This window comes from Alcaligenes parafaecalis (assembly GCF_026344135.1).
Classification (GTDB): Bacteria; Pseudomonadota; Gammaproteobacteria; order Burkholderiales; family Burkholderiaceae_B; genus Alcaligenes; species Alcaligenes parafaecalis.
Map to the genome: position 1 here is coordinate 559,680 of NZ_JAPKNA010000001.1, position 19,042 is coordinate 578,721.

Below are 19,042 nucleotides of genomic sequence, written 5' to 3' on the forward strand. Positions count from 1 at the left end.
AAGGATACCGTTGTAGCGTATCAAGCCGCCTCATCGTGTTCCGGTAAAGCTGGCGGGGCAGGCAGCGGACGATTGGGTAGCAGGGACAAGCCATGCTTGCTACGTAAACGCTGGCAATCCACATTGGGGCTGCCATCCAGCTCCCAGATCTGATAGTCACGACAGGGGGTAGGGCGATCAGGATAAATAGCGCAATGAATACCCGGCTGGCCCAACGTGCCGCGCAAGGCAATGCAGCGGCCTTCGCCCTGCTCTGTCCCCTTCATACAGGCACGAAGAGGACCAACCTGAGTCGTCAGCTCGACAGGTACTGTGCCGCCCGTCTCGCCACTTAACTCACCACTATAGAAAGACACCCGAAAATGAGAACAGCACACCCCGCAACTTAAACAGGGGTTCTCATCAAAAATCTCGTCATTGGGGGGCGTATAAAGGACTGCTTCCAGCGTAGTTTCCTGAACGCCAGGTAGATCAAGCAGTGGAGTCGGGGTAGGCGGGAGAGAAGAGCAAGTCATGTGCGTAGGTGTCCCGTAGCAGCCGCAGACCCGTTTCAGACGAGATCGATGATCTGCAGGCGTAAAGCAGTTATTTTATTTTTGCTCGAAGAACTTGAATAGAAAAATCGTGTGGCAGGAGGGGGCTTGATGCGGGCGGGAGACATATTGTGTGTATCTATATGTTTCTTTGGTCTGAATGGAGGGTTGTGGGTCAAATGATCTGGTTTTTCTTGTGTTTTTGATTATTCATTGTAAAACAATGGTTTGGCTTGTTTTTTTGAGGTTTTTGAGATCCTCTTCAGAATAGGTACCGAAAAAAAGATCGTTTTTTCTATAGAAAAACACAAAATAGTGTTGACAGCCCCATAGGGAAGATCTATTATTTCATTTCTTCACCGCAGGCGGTTAGCTCAGTTGGTTAGAGCGCTACGTTGACATCGTAGAGGTCGCTGGTTCGAATCCAGTACTGCCTACCAGAATACATGCACACAGCTCCAAGCTGTGCCAAGAAAAGCCCCAAAGATCAATGTTTTGGGGCTTTTTTGTTGCCTGGTTTTCCAAATCGCGCCGAGATGTTTTGGGGGCATGGTTGTAAGTGCGGCCACTTTGTCATGATCATGGTGTGCCAACGCGTGCTCAAGGCTCTCTGAGCGGAAACCGCTTTGCACAGTAGCGTTTATGAGCTCAAGTGCAATTTCTTCGTTCTTGCTGAGATGTGGGTGTGGTTGCTGTTACGAGCTGCCATCTGGCCTCTCCAAGTATTGAAACGAAGAGGATAAGCCAGCGAAATAGGGTAAACCTGTGGTCAAACGAAATGGGTTGTAAGTGCTTCTCTCTATGGGGAAGCATTTATTTGACTCGTCGATGAATTAGCCCGTTTGAGTTGATTGCGTGCCGCCTTCGAGCGGTTTTTTTTACGCCTGTTGCTTTTGCAGCATTTCACGGGAGACAACCATGCCGACCGTCTTACACAAGGGGAAGGACGTGGAACCTACAAGCGCGGGAACATCGGCGGCTGTTTAATGCCGGTCACCAGGCCGGTGCTGCTGAGCAGAAACAAACCAAAGGCAGACATAGCCGCCGTGGAGGTATCAACAGATGCCTCTGAAACGATTGAGCACCTGGACGATGGTGCTGTGCGTGATCATGCTCGTTAGCGGATGCGCGGCGAACAGGGGCGTTAGTTATTGCGCAGCCGCCCAGCGACCGTTCAAGTGGCGCTTTGATGCTGAGATTGACGTTATGCCGATCAGGGTGCTGCGCTACATGGAGACGGAGGCTGAGACGTGGAGAATTTTATGCAATGATTGAATAGCGAGTGAAGTTGCGTACACTACGCGAATACGTAGAAATTGAGATGGATTATGAGTACAAATTGTTAATTTTTGAGTATGACAAGACCTAGGTGAATGGGGCATGAACACAGTATTCAGGCTAGGTTCAGAGTCTAGGGAGCATAGTGAATGAGCTGATATATATCAGCTTAATCAGCTTCTAAAGGAGCTTTACGATGAAACGCTCGACATTAGTTTGCGCTGTAACTATGGGTGCGATTGGCTTAGTTGGCGGCGCAACCGCCATGGCACAAAACCCCGTTCCTACCCCCCATGACTCTGCTTATTCTGTCCAAAAGGCGGCATCTACTCACCTTGCCTCTGCTCGTCCCGAGACGCCACAGTCTCCAAAGCCGAAGCCAAAAACGCACTAACTAAGTAAGTTGATCTGATAAAAGGGCCAGGCTCTGCTTGGCCCCTACTTCTTCAACGGCGCGCGGCTTCTTGCGCCATTCCTTGATGGCCTTGTGTAGAAGAACGGTGATCGCAAGGTCTTCATACTTTTTGGCCTTGTGTTCGTTGCGTCATGCTGGGGTATCTTTAATCAGCACAAGGAACTCATTAGTCTCGCGCATGACCGCTTGACTGGTGTTGCAGGCCTTGGGGCGGGAGGTGGGCCGATTGGCTGAGGCTTGGAGGTGGAAAGCTTAAAAGCAAGCTGGGAGGGTTAACAAGTTTGCATACGCAAAAAAGCCCGCACTATGGCGGGCCTATTTTTTGTGTGGGGAATTTGTGGAAAATTAGCAGCAGCTAGTAGACGCTTATGAGCACTTAACTGTAGTCGGCTGTGGTCTGATTCCCTTTAAATCAATGGTTTAGTGTCCACCATGCTTGCATAGGGTGCAAGGGGGTGAAGGTTCAAACTCTTCCGTTGCGACCATATGTAAAAAGACCTACAGCATTTTTTCTTTAGGCCTTTGTTCTTTCCTAAAGGGCTCGACCCCAGTTTTTTTGGGCGCTTTTTGCGTAATGCTTACCAGATGAAGATAAACAAGTTATTTATCGGTTTATGGCCTATCCTGTACTTACGTCCTGATATTTGTTGGGGCGACCATTGACCAATGGAGGTCATAATGGACAAGAGAGGCAAACCGCCTAAGAAGCCAAGTACACGCAAGTCTGAGCTCACGCCGTCGCAAGAAGGTTGGCCAGCTCAGGCTCCTAATGCGGGGATCAAGCGCGCCAGTGCTGCTCATGATCATAAACCCACGGGAAGAGGGGCTGCACGGGGAAGATAAACCTCGAGACTTGCATTCCCATCCTATTCCGCTATAGAAAGGGCCTGCGATGATACATCATCGCAGGCCCTTTTGATTGCAACCCTACACAGGGTACTAGCGTTGAAAATCCTGCAACATGCCCGGCCATAGCTTGAACCCTAAGCAAGAGCCCCAACGGTCACGCTCATACAACCACAATGTTTTGCAGTTGGAGCATTGGTATAAAGATTTTTTAGCTTCATCAGGGCCTTGCGAGCAAGGGCCAGCAGCAGCCATAAATTCGTGCTTGAGGCTGAGCGACGAGGATAGGGGCAAAAGCAGGCACAGAGTGCACAGATTATGTGAGCTTTGGTAGGGCACCTTGTTCTCCTGAAGGGGGCTCCAAGCGTTAGCCAGAGTGGTGAAAAGTTTTTATTGTTGTTGGAGGCGTCAGGGGTAGGGCTGTTGAGGGAGACGGGTCGTCCTGGAATGTTGACGGCCGTTTTGCAGACTCGTTGGTGCGAGTCTGCAAAAGCTACTTACTTGCCTTTCGGCGGGGCCTGCGGAGACTTGTCATCTTTTTTGCCATCTTTCTTGTCGTCAGGATGCATGGCCGCTTTTCGATCAGGAGAAGGCGATGGGTTTTGGGGAGGGGCTTGGGGTTTGTTAGGTGAGCTTGTTGTTTGTGTCATGAGAGACTCCAATAGGTGAACATTGCAGCAAACCAGGCATGTTGAGTGCACTGCTTTGCGCTGTGAGGCACCGATAGTTAGTTAAAAATGGATTGATCGTTTTGCGCTGGAGGAGGGGTGCGAGGCTTCTTGTCGCCGATAGGCTCATCGTTTGCAGGTAGCGTCTGATCGTCTTCGTGGATCCGTTCAATTTCGACGGGGCGTTTGTCGCGTGGGTCTGGGATAACGGGTTCGGCGGGGTCGGTGGCCGAGAGAAGGGGGAAGCGAAGCAAGTTAACTTTTCTTCCAATGGACCGGAGATTGTGTGTCATAGGCACTCCTGCCATGACTGGCGGGATATCTCTCAGAGAGTCTGAGCAACAGCGCCAGTAGCGCCTTCAGGGTGTCAGCGAGAAGGTCTAAGTTCATACTAGGCTGATCCTGGAATTGCCCACCATGCTAATTTGTAAATCATTGTATTATAAGGAAAAGTTGAGTCTGTACGCTTTGATTTAATCCAGCCTGAAACGCTGGTGAAGATTACACTGAACCTTCATTCGACTGTCGACGGGAGGGGTTATGAGTACAGAAATATCATCGAGCGGGGGCCAATGGGACGATGATGGCGGGTCTCAATTGAAAGCCTTGGCAGTGGCACGAGCCGTGGATCAGCTAGATGACGATGATCAGTTGATACTAGGTTTTTTGGGGGCGTCGCTCTTGAGCTTATGGGATGATTTACCTGCCAGTGAGCAGCAGAGGTTGTTGAATAGTCAGGCTATTGAAAGTGCATTTGATAAAGCAGAAATCAAAACTCGAATTCAGCGGCTGGAAGAACATTTCAAGCGGTTAAAGTAGTCGCTCGCTTGGGCGGTGCCTCGGCCTTTCGGGCCTTGGCGAATGTTATGCGTGAATATAAAAAAACCGATCCATAATGGACTTTGGGTTTTCTAATAGATGAGGGCGTAAGCTGGTAGCCATTACCTTCCTGCAAAAGCATTTTCACCTATGGGTCATGGCTTTGGGGGTATGAGGCTGACCTTTGAAAGAGGAGTACTAAGCATAACAACAGCCTAGCCAAATCCCCTCATTCCAGTACGGCCTACCAGAATACATGCGCACAGCTCCAAGCTGCGCCAAGCCTCGATGAGTCGAACAAAGAATACGCCGCCAGTTGCTGGTGGCATGCCACGCTCGCCATTGCAGCCGTAGAGCGGCAGGCAGCCGACACTGTCATCTGAATGTTTGTCGAGTTGTTTGGAGGGCTTGGTGAAACCGTGGAACTCTATGCAGCAGAAACTGATCAGCGCTGAGTAGCTGGCTTGGCATGTGAGTTCGCTTAAGCAAATGGGTAGAGACGGGAGCTACTGTGATGGAGTTAAGTAGCCAAGGGAATTGGTCGTCGGGGGCGGCGCACCCCTTTGGGCAGCACTGCCTGATCGTCGCTGAACATGACGCCGTCGCCTTTTTTGTAGCGAGCGCTGGTTTCCTCTAGTTCTAAAACGACTCCTCTGTAATACCCGTTGGTTTTCTCAGGTAGTGCCGTCACCCGGATGCGCACCAGTACGCCTACTCGGGCGCACAAAAGCCGAACTTCATCCCCAATATTTATAACAATCATGCCTGGTGCTCGATGCGTATCGTTATGACCAACGACAACTTCCCAGCACGCTGGGCCGTGGCAAATAAATGCTGCCCGTACCCGCTGTTCAGCTTCGATAATCCGTGAAATTGCAGATTCCAGACTTGATGCGGATACGTGGTATTCATGCGCTGCTTCATCGACAGTCATACGATTAATCAGAACGTCTTCGGCTGCCTGGCTTGTTTGTTGCTCTATACCTAGCAGGTAGGCCACTGCTTGAAGCTGTTCAATTGTCATGGCTCAGTCTGCAATAGGTTGGAAAGTGTTCGTGGCTTGATATTTCATATTACTAATTTGCTTGGCTTGTGCTGCTAAGTCACATTGGAGCGGTTTTTATTGACAAAAAATTGGCCTTGCTTATGTAGGGCATGAGGTTTCCTCCTAGCCTATTTCGAGCTTTTATTTTTTGCCGCGAGGTTGATGGCCTTCTCTAAATCACCTCTTGAGCACTACAACTGATGCGCTTTCTTAAATTGGGCTAGGCTAGTCAGCTTGATGAGTGATCATCATGGTAACTGATCACTAATTTTCGTCACGTAAACCCCAATACCCGCCAACCATAGCCAGTCCTAGGATGAGAGCAGCGCGACGTGCGCTCTTACCAAACGAGGATCATCATGAAATTTGTGCTTTACAAGGACAAAGGTGGTGAATGGCGGTGGCGATTCAAGGCCGCGAATGGCAATATCATTTGCGTCAGCTCGGAAGGGTACTCAAGCAAGCAGAGCGCACAACACAGTATTGAGTCTGTAAAAAAGGGGATGGCCGACGCTCCAGTCGTTGAGGAGTAAGTAGATGAGGCTTTAACTGGCTCTCGTCATCACATAGGTGGGCTGGGCTTAGTTCTTGTTTGCCAGGTTCATGCAGGTTCTGCTGCCGCATGGTCAAGTGTGAAGGCAGGCCAATTGCGTGGATTTTGTGACCCTGCTTATGCTCATTCACGTCTACCTATGTGATGCATCTTCCAGCTATAAGGCGCTTATTTCATTTATATCCGCACCATATCACCATTAAAAACCGATAAAGAGGGCTTTATCTTGCTATGTGGCCTATGCTGTGGCGTTGGGCGTCGCAGGTTCGCGTAGCTCATGGTTGAAGATGAGGTGGATATGGATAAGAAAGATAAGGAACAGGGCACAGTTAATCCTGAGCCGGTAAAGCCTGCTTTGAAGCAGGTGCAGTCGCGCTGGCCCGGACAGAACGCGAATGCAGGTTTCAAGAATTCAAAATCTTTGCAAGGTCGCCGGCCGGTTGGACGAGGATCGGCCCGGGGTCGATAGCAGGGTGTAGAGCGCCAAGTCTGTTTCGAGCGTTTGATCAAGCAACAAAAAAGCCGCTTTAGCGGCTTTTTTGCAAGGAGGGCTTCAACGTATTAGAACGGAAGGCCTGGAAAACGATCTTTTAACTGCCGTATCAGATTTTGGCGGGTTTCCACTAATCGCTTGGCAAGGCCTTGCGAGCTTTCTGTGTCCGAATATTGTGATTCGACTAACGGCGATGTATGTAATGGGCTATGGCGAGCCTGATTCAGTTTTTTGTAAATAATTAAAACCTTCAGTGCTTTTTGTCATTAATCAACCTAGGGGCTAGCATGCATAAGCAGCCAAACACCCCGGATAGAAAAAATTAAAGCGTATTAAATTTATAAGTTAGCGAAATTGCTAATTTTGAGATTATGTACTCAGTAGATCAGTGTGGGATCTAAAATTGAAAAAGTACAGATCTGTATTGTAACATTTAAAACTGTCAAGTCAAAATAAAGGTATCTTGAAATTGATTTTGATAGCACGCACCAGCTTTGAAAACGACTTTCATCTATTTGTGGCTCGACCTGGGAAACGGTTCACTGCATGCCAGACAGCCAGACAGCCAGACAGCCAGACAGCCAGACAGCCAGACAGTCAGACAGGCAACTAGCTCGCGTCCTCTCGCACACAATTGAGTGCGCGCCGGAGGTCCTTGGGTTCTGGGCTCAGGCCCACTGCACGTAGATGGCGGTTACAGATGAACCAGATCTCATCTTTGTCATTGGCCAAGATAAAGAAGGCATCGGAAGTCTCTGAGGGATTGAACATCCCGAGTGCACGATAGGCTGTCTGCATATTGAAGCCGCTTTGCAGCGGGAGGGGCTTGGGCCCATCGGTCAGCTCTTGAACACGAAGATAAAGTCCCGTCTCTAATGTGATCATTTAGGCCTCACCCTTGTTGGTTTTCTTTATTCTATGGATAGGATGAAGCGAGCGCTACTCGTTGAGACGGATAAATGTAAACAAGTAATTGAAGGTTTAACCAGGCTTATTGTTAACAACAAAAAAACTCCCGATAAGGGAGCCAATAAAACTATTCAGTTGCATTGTTTATAGAGTGTGGATGCCAAGAAAATGGCCATCCACATATCCGCTATTAGTCCAGCATAGCCTCCGCTTCAATTTCAATTAACCATTCTGGTTTGGCCAGACCGCTAACAAGAATCCATGAAGATGGGGGCGGGTTGGTGGGGAAGCGTTTCAGCAAGGCGGCTGCAATATCCTCTTGTTCCTCTTGAGAGCTCGCGTCGTCCCTGATGAAAATACGCAGCATGATCACCTGATCAATGGTGCCCCCAACGTCAGCTAGAACCAGTTCGATATTGTTCAACGCCGCTTCAGTTTGCTCGCGCATTCCGCCCTGGACGGTTTGCTCTTGGGTGTCGACCCCCACTTGGCCTGACAGCATGACGCGGCGGTTGCCGGTAACGACCAGGCCTTGGCTAAAGCCGTATTGCAAGGAGTTGAATACGGTAGATGGGTTAATAGCGCTTTTTGTCATCTTGATAAATACATAAAAAGTTGAGGCGGTGCGTTCACGCGCCATCACCTTAACTTGGGGCTTTTTGATGAAAGACAAGGCTGTGTCTTTAAACCTGGTTTTCCTGGGTAGGGAGGGGCAATGAACAAGGCCTCTATATGCAGGGAGCAAGGAAAATTCGTCAATATTCGTTAAGTTTTATTTAAAGTGTCCATCATCTGGCTTTATGGGTTTTTGTTCTAAATAAGCCATTTCCCTCTGCTATACTCGCCGCTTATTTTTTCGGTAATAAAGGGAGCGGGAAATGAAGAAGATCGTATTTATAGCAGTCATGTCATTGGGCTTGGCTGGGTGTGAAACGATGAACTCCATGACTAAAGGCATTGATGATGCTTTTGCCAGTGTTAACGAAGCAATGGGTGCCGGTCCGATTGCAGATACGCCGGCACAAATTTGTTCAGAGATGCATGCTAACCATGCACGTGCTGTGAACAAATACAGTGGGAAAACCGTAGAAGTTACCGGCAAGCTGGAAGCCATGGAGCAAAACACACTGGCCGAGGCAATGAGCGGCATGAACTCGAAAGTGTGGGGCAGCGCCAAGCAGTTTGACGTTCGAGTGAGCAGCGGGCCTATCGTTTTTTCCTCCTTGATCAACCGTCGCACTGACCAATTGAATGTGTTCAATATTGGGGACACGGTGACGATCAAAGGCCGTATCAGTACGATAGGGAAAGGGAAGTCTTGCAGAATTTCCCTTGAGGAAAACATGAGCATCAAGCAGAAGTAAAGCTAGGAAGTCCGTTATGACGGACTAGATGAAAAGCCCGCTTTATAGCGGGCCATGTTGTTTCTGGGACCTGGGTTTTGTGCGGCGCTTGCTTGGGTGGGCGGCTTACATTGAGTTTCTAGCATCAGGCGATTCAGCCGTAGAATGACTCACAATCTACCTATAGAGGTGCGTATGGAAAACGACAAATCCATGATTCACGGGAAATGCCTGTGTGGTGCCGTTTCAATCAGTTTTCAGCAGGACGAGCCTTCAATCAGTGCCTGCCATTGCGGGATCTGCCGCAACTGGGCAGGAGGTCCGTTTTTGTCGCTGGAGTCTCACAAGGCGCCTGTGATCCAGGGTGAAGAGCATGTACGCTCCTATGCATCGTCCGAATGGGCAGAGCGCAGTTTTTGTGATGTGTGCGGCACGCATTTGTTTTATAGACTCAAGGCGGGCGGCTTTCATGCCATTTCTGCGGGGCTGTTCAAGGACAGCGGAAGCTGGCCGTTTGAGCTGCAAGTCTTTATTGATGACAAGCCAGATAACTACCAGTTCGCCAACAAAACACGCGAGATGACAGGTGAAGAGGTGGTTAAGCTATTTTCCTGATTCCTTGATCGGCCGGTACCGGTGGCAGAGTTAGTGTTCCATTGGCTGCGACTTGTATGGATATGGCCGTCAAAGCACGATTGCAGGCGCAAGACTGTTACCCATATTCCAGGAGAGCTCTGATGAAAAAAATCCTTTTCTTATCTTTGTCGGTACTGCTGGCCGCTTGTGCCTCTTCCCAGGCTGATCTGGCGACTCAAAAAGACGTAGACCTGAATAAGTACATGGGCACTTGGTACGAGCAGGCGCGTTTGCCCAATAGCTTTCAGCGCGAGTGTGTTGGGGATGTGCAAGCCAATTACGTGATGGAAGCGGACAAGAGCATCACCGTGACCAATCGCTGTCAGGCTGCGGATGGTGAAGTGAAAGAAGCCGTCGGGCAAGGGCGGCTATCGAGCAGTGTGGACCCTACCGATCCTGCAATACTGGAAGTGCGTTTTGCCCCGAAGTGGCTGTCCTGGTTCCCTATGGTTTGGGGGGATTACTGGATCATGAAGTTAGAAGGGGATTACCAGTACTCCCTGGTTGGGACGCCGGATCGGAAGTACCTCTGGGTTTTGTCCAGAGAAAAGCAGGCGGATTCAGCGACGGTCAATGACTTGCTGGATTACGCTGCATCCCAAGGTTTTTCGGTGCAGAAAGTGATCCCGACCAATAAGTAGAACGCAGCCGCTCATTGATAAGCACATCCCCCCCTAAACCAGAAGTTCTCCTTAGCGCTTCTAGTTATAAGCATGGGGAAATTTGATTGTTTTGAATAGATAGTGGCTGTGGTCGAATGGCACAACGGTATGTATCGGACGTGCCATTTTTTTATCGGGATGTTTTTATCATGAAGTCGTTTTTAAGCATTGCCGCAACCCTTACCCTGGCGTTGGTGGCTGGAGTGGCCCAGGCTGATCGTCTGGATGACATCAAGAAAACGGGTGTGTTGAAAGTTGCGTCTTTTGACAGTAATCCACCGTTTGGCTTTGTGGATCAGAAATCCCGACAGATCACTGGTTTGGATGTGGATTTTGCTCAGGCACTGGCGGACAAGCTGGGTGTGAAGCTGGAAGTGTTGCCGACCAATCCGGCTAACCGTGTACCTTTGCTCACTTCCAATAAAGTGGATCTGGTCCTGGCAAACTTCACCATTACAGAAGAGCGTGCCAAACAGGTCGACTTCAGCATTCCGTACTTCGCATCGGGTCAGCAGTTCCTGGCTAAAAAGGGCGTTTTGTCCTCCCCCGAGCAGTTGAACTCGCTGCGTATTGGCGTGGACAAGGGTACGGTTAACGAGATCGTGCTGCGTGAAAAGTACCCCCAGGCCAAGCTGGTCGCTTATGACGACACCCCTTTTGCTTTTACCGCTTTGCGTAATGGCAACGTGCAGGCCATCACCCAGGATGGCCCCAAGCTGATCGGTTTGCTGGCCAATGTGCCGGACAAAGAAAACTATGAAATTCCGGCTTTCAGCATTTCCGAGGATTTGATCGGCATTGGTATTCCGAAGGGCGAGACGGCCTTGAAATCCTTCGTGGATGAAACCTTGTTGGAACTGGAATCCCAGGGCAAGGCTCAAGCGATCTATGACGTTTGGTTTGGCCCTCAGTCTAAGACCCCGCTGGAGCGCTTGTACCGCATCGGTCAGCAGCAGTAAGTTGTCCCGCTGCGCGCAGGCCAGCCTTGTGTGAACAGGCTGGCCTTTTCCTGTTTGTATTGCTAACAGCGGGGTCAGCCGATCCTGCTTTTTGGTGTTTGCTATGCCGTCTTCTGATTTCTGGCTGGCACCCCACTATGTGGGTTGGTTGCTGCAAGGGTTCTGGGTCACGATCCAGCTCTCGTTCGTCGTTTCTGTGGTGGCGACCGTAGCAGGTTTTCTGGTGTGTATTGCCCGGCTGTCACCCTTTGTGTGGCTTTCCTGGCCGGTACGCGCTTATTTGAGCCTGTTTCGGAATACCCCTTTGCTGGTGCAACTGTTTTTCTGGTATTTCGGTGCCTCGGCCCTGATGCCTGCGCAGTGGGTGCAATGGTTGAACACGCAACATGTCTTGCGCTTGGTGCTGTTTGATGTGCAGTGGCCCAGCTTCGAGATGCTGGCCGCGTTTACGGGTTTAACGATCTACACCAGCGCATTCATTGCTGAAGAGTTCCGCTCTGGCGTACGGGCTGTGCGTAAAGAGCAATGGGCGGCCGCTGCTTCTTTAGGGATGCGTCCCATGCAGGTGTGGCGTTATGTGGTGATGCCGCAGGCTTTGCGCAATACCTTTCCCTCGCTGGTGGGGCAGTACATGAATGTCATCAAAAACACCTCTCTGACTATGGCGATTGGTTTGGCGGAGCTGTCCTATGCTTCACGTCAGGTGGAGACCGAGACCTTCAAAACCTTCCAGTCTTTTGGTATTGCCACCTTGTTGTATGTGTTGCTGGTGATGCTGGTTGAGGTCGGTGGGCAATGGTTGCAGCGTCATCGGCTACAGGTTCGAGGTGGCTTGTAATGAACTTCGATGTTATTCAGGATAATTTGCTGTACTTCCTTATAGGCGCCTATCCTCATGGGCCTTTGGGGGGCGCTGCATTGACACTCTTGTTAAGCGTGCTCTCGGCCAGCCTGTCGGCTATTTTGGGCCTGGTGTTTGGGGTGGCCCTGGTTCTGACGCGCGGTGTGACGCATACGGCTTTGCTGGTGTTTCTGGGCTTCTTCCGAGCTATCCCGGTCATCATGTTGATCTTCTGGGTGTATTTTTTGCTACCCATTTTGTTCAAGGTTGATGTGCCAGGGTTGTTCACCGTTGTCTGCGCCTTGTCTCTCATCGGTGGCGCCTATCTGGCGCATTCGGTGGCTGCAGGTATCGGCAGTTTGCCGGCAGGACAGTGGCAGGCGGGTAAGGCTTTGGGTTTGAAAACGGCACAGATCATGAAGGCCATCATTCTGCCGCAGGCGCTGCCCGTGATGCTGCCTTCTTTTATCAATCAGTGGGTGGCCTTGATCAAGGATACTTCGCTGGCCTATGTGATTGGTGTGGCTGAACTGTCTTTTGTTGCCACCCAGGTCAGTAACCGGGTCATGGTGCACCCCACTGAAATCTTCTTGTTTGTCGGGCTACTTTATTACGTGATTTGCGCCACGCTGGAATTGATGGCGAATCGAGTGGCTCGACGTTATGACAAACATATGCGACTGGATGGCAAATGATCCGTATCGAGAGTGTTTCCAAGTGGTATGGCACCTTTCAGGTGCTGAAGGACTGCACGGCCCAGGTAGACAAGCAGGAAGTGCTTGTGGTGTGCGGGCCTTCGGGGTCAGGTAAATCGACCTTGCTGAAAACCGTTAATGGCCTGGAGCCTTTTCAGCAGGGAACGATTTGGGTGGATGGTATTTCCGTAGGAGATCCGGCAACGAGCTTGCCGGATTTGCGCAGTCGGGTGGGGATGGTGTTTCAGAATTTCGAGCTGTTTCCGCACTTGAGTGTCCTGGCCAATTTGACCCTGGCACAGCGCAAAGTGCTGGGCCGGGATCGTGACGAGGCGGATGAGCGGGCCTTGCTGTACCTGGATCGGGTGGGTTTGAAAGCCTTGGCAGACCGTTATCCAGCGAGTTTGTCAGGTGGGCAGCAACAGCGTGTGGCGATTGCGCGGGCCTTGTGCATGGACCCGGTCTGCATGTTGTTTGATGAACCGACCTCGGCGCTGGATCCGGAAATGGTCAATGAGGTGCTGGATGTCATGGTTAGTTTGGCTGAGGAAGGCATGACCATGATGTGCGTAACCCATGAAATGGGCTTTGCCCGCAAGGTGGCAGACCGGATGATTTTTATGGATCAGGGCAGGATCTTGGAAGACGTGGCCACTGAAGTGTTTTTTGGTGATCTGGCAGGTCGACCTGAACGGGTCCAAACATTTTTGTCCAAGGAACTGCGCCTGTAATCGTCTGTACGCTTGTCGGATAGAGGGGCTTGATGAGCAGCTTGTCAGCCCGTTCATTTAGCCATGCGCAAAAAAAAGCCCGCCTGTTGAAAAATCGGCGGGCTTTTTATGGGCGACTACGCAAGGTTTGGTCAGACAGGGCAGGCAAGAGAAACAGAGGCCCGGCCTGGCGTGTGTCGCAATACTCACTCTTACTGAGTGCTCGTTTCGAACGATTGCAGCAAGGATTCTGCTGCCAGTACAGCACAGCGGGCTTGCTCGTGCTGATCATGCAGGGCCAGGTAACGTGCTTCGGCCTCATCGCCTCGTGTTACTTCCCCTTTGTATGACTGCTGGACGTAGTTCGCGTACCAAACAGACTCGGCAGCGGTCATGCCTACAAACACTTCATTGTTGTCCTGGTCTTGCGACAGGGCATGGATACCAGATAAATACGCCCGTTCACGGGGCTGAAATTCCAACATAAGACTCCTTAGATAAGCCCCCATTGTAGTTGCTGGAGGAAATCAGGCCAGAGCCGGGGTGATAGGGCAGGTCCAAAACGAGGAAAACTTGGCTAAATCGTGTGAGAAGAGGGTGCCAGAAGATGTCCAGACGGGCCATTGATAGCTTCCATGTCATTGTCTTGTTGTGAAGTTTTTTGACATGACAGGAAATGCAGCCAGTAAGACAGCCGATTATTGTGAAATAAAGAATTATTGTCTTGGTTTTTTGTTGTCGTTAATAAGGAATCTGACTAAAGGCTGAAATAAAAAATGCCTGATAAAAAATTACCAGGCATGGAAGAGATTTCCTAACTACTTGACTGAAAAAAGACTGACGCTTAGGCGACCTGTTTCTCAGGAAATAGTGTGCTTTATAGGCTATTTATCCCAACTATCTTGGTGTGGCTCATGCAGTGGGCACTGATTTTATAGGTGAAAACCAGGTAACCAATACCCAGGGTGACGATACTGATCAGTACCCACAAGAGGATATTGCCAATGATGCTAGCCAGATCAATGGTGCAAACCAGGCGGCCAACACGCTGCCCCTGCTCGTCGTAGGCGTAAGTCTTGCTGATAATAAAGCGCTGCATGTAGTAAGGGAAGACAAACAGCGCCAGACCCAGTGTGACGATGGCTAGTAAAACCCAAATAATGACGTGGCCAATAACTTCCATGAAACCAAGTTCGGACTTCAACTGATAGTTGTGAAATGTAGTGCTCATTTTTATGCTTAAGTAGAGGTGAAAAAATGCATTTTATACAAGCTTTGTTGAAATAGAAGTGGATTTATTTTTTTGGCAATTTTTATTGATTTTTGTTTTTTTGGAAAATTTCTTTTTTTTTGAGTTTTTATTGAATATTTAGCGTGAAATTTTCTGCAATGGAGCTAAATGTTTCTTGTTTTTGACAAAAATGTTCGCGCTTTTAAGGAAATAGGAACGGCTGTTTTTCAACACGCTTGGGTGTTGACCATTGACAGCTAGCCTAGGGCGAGCGAAGTCAGGGTCCCGATTTGCAGGACGTTATTCAGGAGTGCCAGGCTAAGGTTGCCAGGGGTTTGGTGCCGAGTTAATACCTTGCATTCAGGATATGATTACAAAAAAAATACCATGGAGGGAGTATGAAAACGAACTGGATGATCGCGCTGCCCACTGCGGCATTGTTGCTGTTTTCCTCGCCAGCAGTATTGGGGCAAGTTACATCGGCTCGTGAGCAGGCATTGGCTCAGTGTCAGCAGGACTATCCCTATGCGCAAGAGGTCATGCGGGTTTGGCAATTAGGCGCCTCGAAAGAGGATTTGCTTAAATGGGCAAACAATGACGAGGAGCGTGTCTTTATGGTCGAGTCTGCATTTCAGCAGCCACGGTTTACTTCCGGGCAGTATCAATTGCAGGCGATCAGCGATTTCGGTGACTGGTACCTTAGTCAATGCAAGGTGTTGGCAAACAGCAAGTAAGCCCTTGAGGGGTTTACTTGCTCGCTATTGAGTATTAAGCAGGCATCGCTACCTTCTTCAGCCTGTATGCCAAAGCAGGCCGAGTCAGTCCTAGCCTGCGTGCCGCTTCTGAAATATTCCCGTTCGTTTTCTTCAGCGTCAATTGAATGATTTGCTCTTCCAAATCATCCAGATTGAAGGGTGTCTCCAGCAAATGCTCCACGCATTGGGTCTGGTTTGCCGTAAAACAGGTTTCCTTGGCCATATAGCCCTGGGTGTTCAGGCTGCTCAGATATTGCAAAGCGCTTTTTTGCTGCGGGAACAGGTGATGGGTTTCGATCTCGTGATTGTGCTCGGTCAGGATGACACCACGTTCGATCATGTTCTCGAACTCACGGATATTGCCCGGCCAGTCGTACTGCATCAGCAATTCGCGGCTGCGGTCGCTGACGCCCATCACATGTTTTTTGTACATGCTGGAGTACTTGTTCAGGAAGTACTCGGTCAGTAGCGGAATGTCTTCCTTGCGTTCACGCAGAGGCGGGATGTGGATAGGGAACACATTCAGGCGGTAGTACAGGTCAGCACGGAAACTTCCTTTTTGTACGGCTTCGGCAAGGTCTTCGTTGGTAGCTGCTACGACTCGCACATCAATGTGACGAATGTTCTCATCACCTACGCGTTCCAGCTCCTGTTCCTGCAAGACCCGGAGCAGGGCGGCCTGGGATCGGGGCGACAGCTCCACGATTTCATCCAGAAAGATGGTGCCGCACTGGGCGCGCTCAAAGCGGCCAGGGCGGGATTTGTGTGCGCCGGTATAAGCGCCTTTTTCCACGCCAAACAGTTCTGATTCAATCAGCTCCGGGGGAATGGACGCACAGTTCACCGCAATAAAAGGGTGATCAGCCCGGTCGCTGGCGGCATGCAGGCCGCGTGCGAAGGCTTCTTTCCCTACACCGGTTTCCCCGAGCAGCAGCACCGACACTTTGCTTTGTGCGGCTTTTTCCAGCAGATGACAGGCGGCCTGGTAGGCGGCTGACTGACCAATGGAGTTGGGTAAGGTGAAGTTGGCGCTGGAGTGTTTGAACTCCTGTTCGCGCAACTTCACCAGCTCACATCGCAAGGCAAACAGTTCGTCCTGGACCGGGTCAGGCAGCATGAAACGGTCGATCTCGGGGTCATCATCCTCCCATTCCTCGGCAGGCTTGCCCACGATCTTGCAGTGGCTGTGGCCCATGGCGCCGCATTGGGTTTCTTTGTAGATGATGCTCTTGCCCATATAGAAGCTGGTGTAGCCACTGGCATACCCCAGCAAGCTCCAACAGACCGGCTCGCTGGATTGGCCATGCTCTTTCTGGTGATTGCTGACTTCATAGGAATCGAACCAGTCAAATTCACCGTAGTACTGGCCGGCATCGCGATCAAAGGTCAGGGCGGTGGGCACCACTTTGACCATCCCGCGGATCGTGTGCATTTGCGGGCCTGCCAGAAAGGTCTCTTTCAGTGACAGGTCCGGGCGCACTTTTTGCGACACCTCGGCGTCCTTCATGCCCGCATGGTAGCCAAAGCGCATCAGAAAGTATTTGGCGCGTTCGCTACCCAAAGAGGCAATCAGTTCCTTGCGTAGCTGGCCAAAGCCGCTGGCGTGCAGCAAGAGCATGCGCTGCTCGCCAAACCATATTTTTCCTTCACGCGCATCAAAGCGAATAGCGTCGATCAGATCCTGACTTAATGGCAGTGTGAGTTCAGTAGCCCCCATGGCCGTCTCCATCCTGTTGTTTTTTATTGTGGTTTTGGGTGTTTTAAAAACCAGTATGCCGCCTGTCTTTCGGGTGACTCCAGGAAAGCACAATAGTGTCCAGAGGACGGATAAAACGTTTTTTTCTAAGGCTTTACCCTAACTCAGCATTTGATGAAAACAGCGCTAAGCACTTGATCAAATGATCAATTTTCTATTCTTCTGGTTGGTCAACAGCGCATTCTGTCTACACCTTCATCCCTCTATCTCTTTAATCCTAAAGGGTTAAATCCTTCAAATCTAAAGTTGGCACGCGGTTTGCTATGAACAGGCTGTGGACACTCATGCAACAGCTTGATCAGGAGGAGAACCGATGTCAGACACGAGCTTGCCCACTTTGACAAAGTACGTACGTGTACGCAGTCCCGCCAACGCCCGTTTTGTGGAATTTGACTTTGCCATTGGCCAGCCGGATTTGTTTGTAGAGCTGGTGATGCCGCCAGCGGCCTTTGAGCACTTTTGCCTGCAAAACAATGTCCAGCTCATGAGTGATGAGCAAATGCGGATCAATGACGAGAACGAAGAGAAATGGCGTTTTGGTTATGACACTTTGGTCGGTAACAGCCGTCAGGCTGGAGCCCAATAGGCTTTATTCAGGAGAACAAGAGGATGACATTAGAAATTAAAACGGCCAGTTTGCAGCCTGTGCGGCAAACCTTCGCCAACGTGGCCCGCCGCTTTGGTGAAAAACCGGCCACGCGCTACCAGGAAGCGACGTACGACGCCCAGGCAACCGCCAACTTCCACTACCGCCCCTTGTGGATGCCGGACAAGACCCTGAACGACCCCACACATACCGCCATCCAGATGAAGGACTGGTATGTGTTCCGTGATCCCCGCCAGTTCTACTACGGCGCTTACGTGCAAAACCGCGCCCGCATGCAGGAATCGGCAGAAACCAATTACGGCTTTTTTGAAAAGCGTGAACTGGCTCAGTACCTGAGCGAGGACGTCAAAGCCAAGGTCACCCGACTGCTGCTGCCTTTGCGTCATATCGAGCAAACCGCCAACCTGAACTTCATGTCCGGCTCGGCCTACGGTTATGGCACCACCATTACCCAAGCCTGTCTCTATGCCGGGATGGACTCGCTAGGGATGGCGCAATACGTCTCCCGTATTGGTCTGCTGATTGATGGCAATAGTGCCGACTCTCTGAGCCAGGCTAAAGAAGCCTGGATGCAGGATGCGGCATGGCAAGGTCTGCGTGCCTTGTGCGAAAAAACCTTGATTCAGAAAGACTGGTTTGAGCTGCTGATGGTGCAGTCCTTGCTGATCAACACCGTGGTGCACCAAGTGGTGTATCAGGGCCTGGTGGCGGATCTGGCCAAAGCAGGCGGCCGCGATCTGGATATGTTGCTGGAGTTCATGCTGGATTGCCATAAAGACCTGTCCAACTGGAGCGATAGCGTCTTCAAGATTGCCGTTGCCGAAAGCGAGGAAAACAAGCAGCAACTGCAAACCTGGCTGGATCAGTGGATGCCCCAAGTGCAAGCCGCCTTCATGCCTTACATCCAGGCTGCCTTTGCCGACCAGGCCGGTCAGGTTTGGCAGCAAGTTCAGGACACTATTTCTAAACGCGTCACGAAAGCAGGCTTGAGCCTGGGTGGAGAAGCCTGATGACATCCAAGGTTTATATCGGTCTGCAAGATAACGACATGTCGCGCTACATCGTCGAGGCTATTGAAGAAGACAACCCGGACGCTACGGTCATTTACCAACCCGCCATGGTGCGTATCGAGTGCGCCGGTCAGTTGGTGGTCAAGCGCGAGACCGTAGAAGAAAAGTATGGGCAACAGTGGGACATGCAGGAGCTGCATCTGAATCTGATCACCTTGGGTGGCAACGTGGATGAGGATGAAGACCGCTTGTTGTTGCACTGGAACAGCTAAATCAGA

21 protein-coding genes and 1 tRNA gene are annotated in these 19,042 nt (G+C 50.6%); 14 read left to right on the forward strand and 8 right to left on the reverse strand.

Annotated features, from left to right (window positions below; all coding sequences use genetic code 11):
- Window positions 1–20: 20 nt before the first annotated feature.
- Window positions 21–515 (reverse strand): YkgJ family cysteine cluster protein, encoded by a 495-nt coding sequence (locus tag OSH09_RS02580; RefSeq protein ID WP_266120056.1) that lies wholly within the window; start codon window positions 513–515, stop codon window positions 21–23.
- Window positions 516–896: 381 nt separating this feature from the next.
- On the opposite strand from OSH09_RS02580, the gene OSH09_RS02585 reads away from it, so the two are divergent.
- A tRNA-Val gene (locus OSH09_RS02585) sits at window positions 897–973 on the forward strand.
- A 2,596-nt stretch (window positions 974–3,569) separates the two neighbouring features.
- On the opposite strand, the gene OSH09_RS02590 is transcribed toward OSH09_RS02585, so the two are convergent.
- On the reverse strand, window positions 3,570–3,722 hold the full coding sequence (locus OSH09_RS02590; RefSeq protein WP_266120057.1) for a hypothetical protein: 153 nt from the start codon (window positions 3,720–3,722) through the stop codon (window positions 3,570–3,572).
- Between the two features lie 77 nt (window positions 3,723–3,799).
- The gene (locus tag OSH09_RS02595; protein ID WP_266120058.1) at window positions 3,800–4,033 is read right to left on the reverse strand and encodes a hypothetical protein; all 234 of its coding nucleotides are present in this window, start codon (window positions 4,031–4,033) and stop codon (window positions 3,800–3,802) included.
- Window positions 4,034–4,280: 247 nt separating this feature from the next.
- Between OSH09_RS02595 and OSH09_RS02600 the strand changes: the two genes are divergently transcribed.
- Window positions 4,281–4,559: a hypothetical protein gene (locus OSH09_RS02600; protein ID WP_207874424.1), complete on the forward strand. Its 279-nt coding sequence runs from the start codon at window positions 4,281–4,283 to the stop codon at window positions 4,557–4,559.
- 520 nt (window positions 4,560–5,079) lie between these two features.
- Here the strand turns inward: OSH09_RS02600 and OSH09_RS02605 are convergent.
- Window positions 5,080–5,583: a hypothetical protein gene (locus OSH09_RS02605; RefSeq protein WP_266120059.1), complete on the reverse strand. Its 504-nt coding sequence runs from the start codon at window positions 5,581–5,583 to the stop codon at window positions 5,080–5,082.
- Between the two features lie 380 nt (window positions 5,584–5,963).
- Here OSH09_RS02605 and OSH09_RS02610 point away from each other — a divergent pair, with 380 nt between their 5' ends.
- Entirely contained in the window at window positions 5,964–6,137 is a 174-nt protein-coding gene (locus OSH09_RS02610; RefSeq protein WP_207874429.1) for a YegP family protein, read from the forward strand.
- Window positions 6,138–7,749: 1,612 nt separating this feature from the next.
- On the opposite strand, the gene OSH09_RS02615 is transcribed toward OSH09_RS02610, so the two are convergent.
- Window positions 7,750–8,154: a RidA family protein gene (locus tag OSH09_RS02615; RefSeq protein ID WP_266120060.1), complete on the reverse strand. Its 405-nt coding sequence runs from the start codon at window positions 8,152–8,154 to the stop codon at window positions 7,750–7,752.
- A gap of 283 nt (window positions 8,155–8,437) precedes the next feature.
- Between OSH09_RS02615 and OSH09_RS02620 the strand changes: the two genes are divergently transcribed.
- From OSH09_RS02620 to OSH09_RS02650, 7 genes are all read left to right on the forward strand, one after another.
- On the forward strand, window positions 8,438–8,923 hold the full coding sequence (locus tag OSH09_RS02620; protein ID WP_207874431.1) for a hypothetical protein: 486 nt from the start codon (window positions 8,438–8,440) through the stop codon (window positions 8,921–8,923).
- Window positions 8,924–9,097: 174 nt separating this feature from the next.
- Entirely contained in the window at window positions 9,098–9,517 is a 420-nt protein-coding gene (locus OSH09_RS02625) for a GFA family protein (protein ID WP_266120061.1), read from the forward strand.
- Between the two features lie 122 nt (window positions 9,518–9,639).
- The gene (locus OSH09_RS02630) at window positions 9,640–10,179 is read left to right on the forward strand and encodes a lipocalin family protein (protein ID WP_207874437.1); all 540 of its coding nucleotides are present in this window, start codon (window positions 9,640–9,642) and stop codon (window positions 10,177–10,179) included.
- Window positions 10,180–10,349: 170 nt separating this feature from the next.
- Entirely contained in the window at window positions 10,350–11,159 is an 810-nt protein-coding gene (locus OSH09_RS02635) for an ABC transporter substrate-binding protein (protein ID WP_026482714.1), read from the forward strand.
- A gap of 103 nt (window positions 11,160–11,262) precedes the next feature.
- The gene (locus OSH09_RS02640) at window positions 11,263–11,997 is read left to right on the forward strand and encodes an amino acid ABC transporter permease (RefSeq protein ID WP_207874440.1); all 735 of its coding nucleotides are present in this window, start codon (window positions 11,263–11,265) and stop codon (window positions 11,995–11,997) included.
- Window positions 11,997–12,695 carry an amino acid ABC transporter permease gene (locus tag OSH09_RS02645; protein WP_266120062.1) on the forward strand — a complete coding sequence of 233 codons (699 nt, stop codon included), beginning with the start codon at window positions 11,997–11,999 and terminating at the stop codon, window positions 12,693–12,695. The genes OSH09_RS02640 and OSH09_RS02645 overlap by 1 nt, the downstream gene beginning before the upstream one ends.
- Window positions 12,692–13,426, forward strand: a complete 735-nt coding sequence (locus tag OSH09_RS02650; RefSeq protein WP_207874446.1) for an amino acid ABC transporter ATP-binding protein — start codon at window positions 12,692–12,694, stop codon at window positions 13,424–13,426. The genes OSH09_RS02645 and OSH09_RS02650 overlap by 4 nt, the downstream gene beginning before the upstream one ends.
- A gap of 191 nt (window positions 13,427–13,617) precedes the next feature.
- On the opposite strand, the gene OSH09_RS02655 is transcribed toward OSH09_RS02650, so the two are convergent.
- Both OSH09_RS02655 and OSH09_RS02660 read right to left on the reverse strand, forming a co-directional pair.
- Window positions 13,618–13,890 (reverse strand): hypothetical protein, encoded by a 273-nt coding sequence (locus OSH09_RS02655; RefSeq protein WP_207874449.1) that lies wholly within the window; start codon window positions 13,888–13,890, stop codon window positions 13,618–13,620.
- 392 nt (window positions 13,891–14,282) lie between these two features.
- The gene (locus tag OSH09_RS02660) at window positions 14,283–14,636 is read right to left on the reverse strand and encodes a DUF6693 family protein (RefSeq protein WP_207874452.1); all 354 of its coding nucleotides are present in this window, start codon (window positions 14,634–14,636) and stop codon (window positions 14,283–14,285) included.
- A gap of 398 nt (window positions 14,637–15,034) precedes the next feature.
- Here OSH09_RS02660 and OSH09_RS02665 point away from each other — a divergent pair, with 398 nt between their 5' ends.
- The gene (locus OSH09_RS02665) at window positions 15,035–15,370 is read left to right on the forward strand and encodes a hypothetical protein (RefSeq protein WP_207874455.1); all 336 of its coding nucleotides are present in this window, start codon (window positions 15,035–15,037) and stop codon (window positions 15,368–15,370) included.
- Between the two features lie 34 nt (window positions 15,371–15,404).
- Here the strand turns inward: OSH09_RS02665 and OSH09_RS02670 are convergent, their stop codons facing one another.
- On the reverse strand, window positions 15,405–17,108 hold the full coding sequence (locus OSH09_RS02670; RefSeq protein WP_207874458.1) for a sigma-54-dependent Fis family transcriptional regulator: 1,704 nt from the start codon (window positions 17,106–17,108) through the stop codon (window positions 15,405–15,407).
- Window positions 17,109–17,460: 352 nt separating this feature from the next.
- On the opposite strand from OSH09_RS02670, the gene OSH09_RS02675 reads away from it, so the two are divergent.
- From OSH09_RS02675 to OSH09_RS02685, 3 genes are read left to right on the forward strand one after another with little or no spacing between them, the layout of a single operon-like run.
- Window positions 17,461–17,733 (forward strand): phenol hydroxylase subunit, encoded by a 273-nt coding sequence (locus OSH09_RS02675; protein WP_207874461.1) that lies wholly within the window; start codon window positions 17,461–17,463, stop codon window positions 17,731–17,733.
- A 23-nt stretch (window positions 17,734–17,756) separates the two neighbouring features.
- Window positions 17,757–18,764 carry an aromatic/alkene monooxygenase hydroxylase subunit beta gene (locus OSH09_RS02680; RefSeq protein ID WP_266120063.1) on the forward strand — a complete coding sequence of 336 codons (1,008 nt, stop codon included), beginning with the start codon at window positions 17,757–17,759 and terminating at the stop codon, window positions 18,762–18,764.
- The gene (locus tag OSH09_RS02685; protein ID WP_153230052.1) at window positions 18,764–19,036 is read left to right on the forward strand and encodes an MmoB/DmpM family protein; all 273 of its coding nucleotides are present in this window, start codon (window positions 18,764–18,766) and stop codon (window positions 19,034–19,036) included. The genes OSH09_RS02680 and OSH09_RS02685 overlap by 1 nt, the downstream gene beginning before the upstream one ends.
- Window positions 19,037–19,042 lie beyond the last annotated feature (6 nt).

Excerpts from the sequence above, each read along its gene's own strand:
- OSH09_RS02640 (WP_207874440.1), top strand. The coding sequence starts at position 11,263 with ATGCCGTCTTCTGATTTCTGGCTGGCACCCCACTATGTGGGTTGGTTG.
- OSH09_RS02580 (WP_266120056.1), bottom strand. The coding sequence starts at position 515 with ATGACTTGCTCTTCTCTCCCGCCTACCCCGACTCCACTGCTTGATCTA.
- OSH09_RS02590 (WP_266120057.1), bottom strand. The coding sequence starts at position 3,722 with ATGACACAAACAACAAGCTCACCTAACAAACCCCAAGCCCCTCCCCAA.
- OSH09_RS02595 (WP_266120058.1), bottom strand. The coding sequence starts at position 4,033 with ATGACACACAATCTCCGGTCCATTGGAAGAAAAGTTAACTTGCTTCGC.
- OSH09_RS02600 (WP_207874424.1), top strand. The coding sequence starts at position 4,281 with ATGAGTACAGAAATATCATCGAGCGGGGGCCAATGGGACGATGATGGC.
- OSH09_RS02685 (WP_153230052.1), top strand. The coding sequence starts at position 18,764 with ATGACATCCAAGGTTTATATCGGTCTGCAAGATAACGACATGTCGCGC.
- OSH09_RS02665 (WP_207874455.1), top strand. The coding sequence starts at position 15,035 with ATGAAAACGAACTGGATGATCGCGCTGCCCACTGCGGCATTGTTGCTG.
- OSH09_RS02645 (WP_266120062.1), top strand. The coding sequence starts at position 11,997 with ATGAACTTCGATGTTATTCAGGATAATTTGCTGTACTTCCTTATAGGC.
- OSH09_RS02650 (WP_207874446.1), top strand. The coding sequence starts at position 12,692 with ATGATCCGTATCGAGAGTGTTTCCAAGTGGTATGGCACCTTTCAGGTG.
- OSH09_RS02675 (WP_207874461.1), top strand. The coding sequence starts at position 17,461 with ATGTCAGACACGAGCTTGCCCACTTTGACAAAGTACGTACGTGTACGC.
- OSH09_RS02680 (WP_266120063.1), top strand. The coding sequence starts at position 17,757 with ATGACATTAGAAATTAAAACGGCCAGTTTGCAGCCTGTGCGGCAAACC.
- OSH09_RS02605 (WP_266120059.1), bottom strand. The coding sequence starts at position 5,583 with ATGACAATTGAACAGCTTCAAGCAGTGGCCTACCTGCTAGGTATAGAG.
- OSH09_RS02670 (WP_207874458.1), bottom strand. The coding sequence starts at position 17,108 with ATGGGGGCTACTGAACTCACACTGCCATTAAGTCAGGATCTGATCGAC.
- OSH09_RS02620 (WP_207874431.1), top strand. The coding sequence starts at position 8,438 with ATGAAGAAGATCGTATTTATAGCAGTCATGTCATTGGGCTTGGCTGGG.
- OSH09_RS02660 (WP_207874452.1), bottom strand. The coding sequence starts at position 14,636 with ATGAGCACTACATTTCACAACTATCAGTTGAAGTCCGAACTTGGTTTC.
- OSH09_RS02610 (WP_207874429.1), top strand. The coding sequence starts at position 5,964 with ATGAAATTTGTGCTTTACAAGGACAAAGGTGGTGAATGGCGGTGGCGA.
- OSH09_RS02635 (WP_026482714.1), top strand. The coding sequence starts at position 10,350 with ATGAAGTCGTTTTTAAGCATTGCCGCAACCCTTACCCTGGCGTTGGTG.
- OSH09_RS02630 (WP_207874437.1), top strand. The coding sequence starts at position 9,640 with ATGAAAAAAATCCTTTTCTTATCTTTGTCGGTACTGCTGGCCGCTTGT.
- OSH09_RS02615 (WP_266120060.1), bottom strand. The coding sequence starts at position 8,154 with ATGACAAAAAGCGCTATTAACCCATCTACCGTATTCAACTCCTTGCAA.
- OSH09_RS02625 (WP_266120061.1), top strand. The coding sequence starts at position 9,098 with ATGGAAAACGACAAATCCATGATTCACGGGAAATGCCTGTGTGGTGCC.
- OSH09_RS02655 (WP_207874449.1), bottom strand. The coding sequence starts at position 13,890 with ATGTTGGAATTTCAGCCCCGTGAACGGGCGTATTTATCTGGTATCCAT.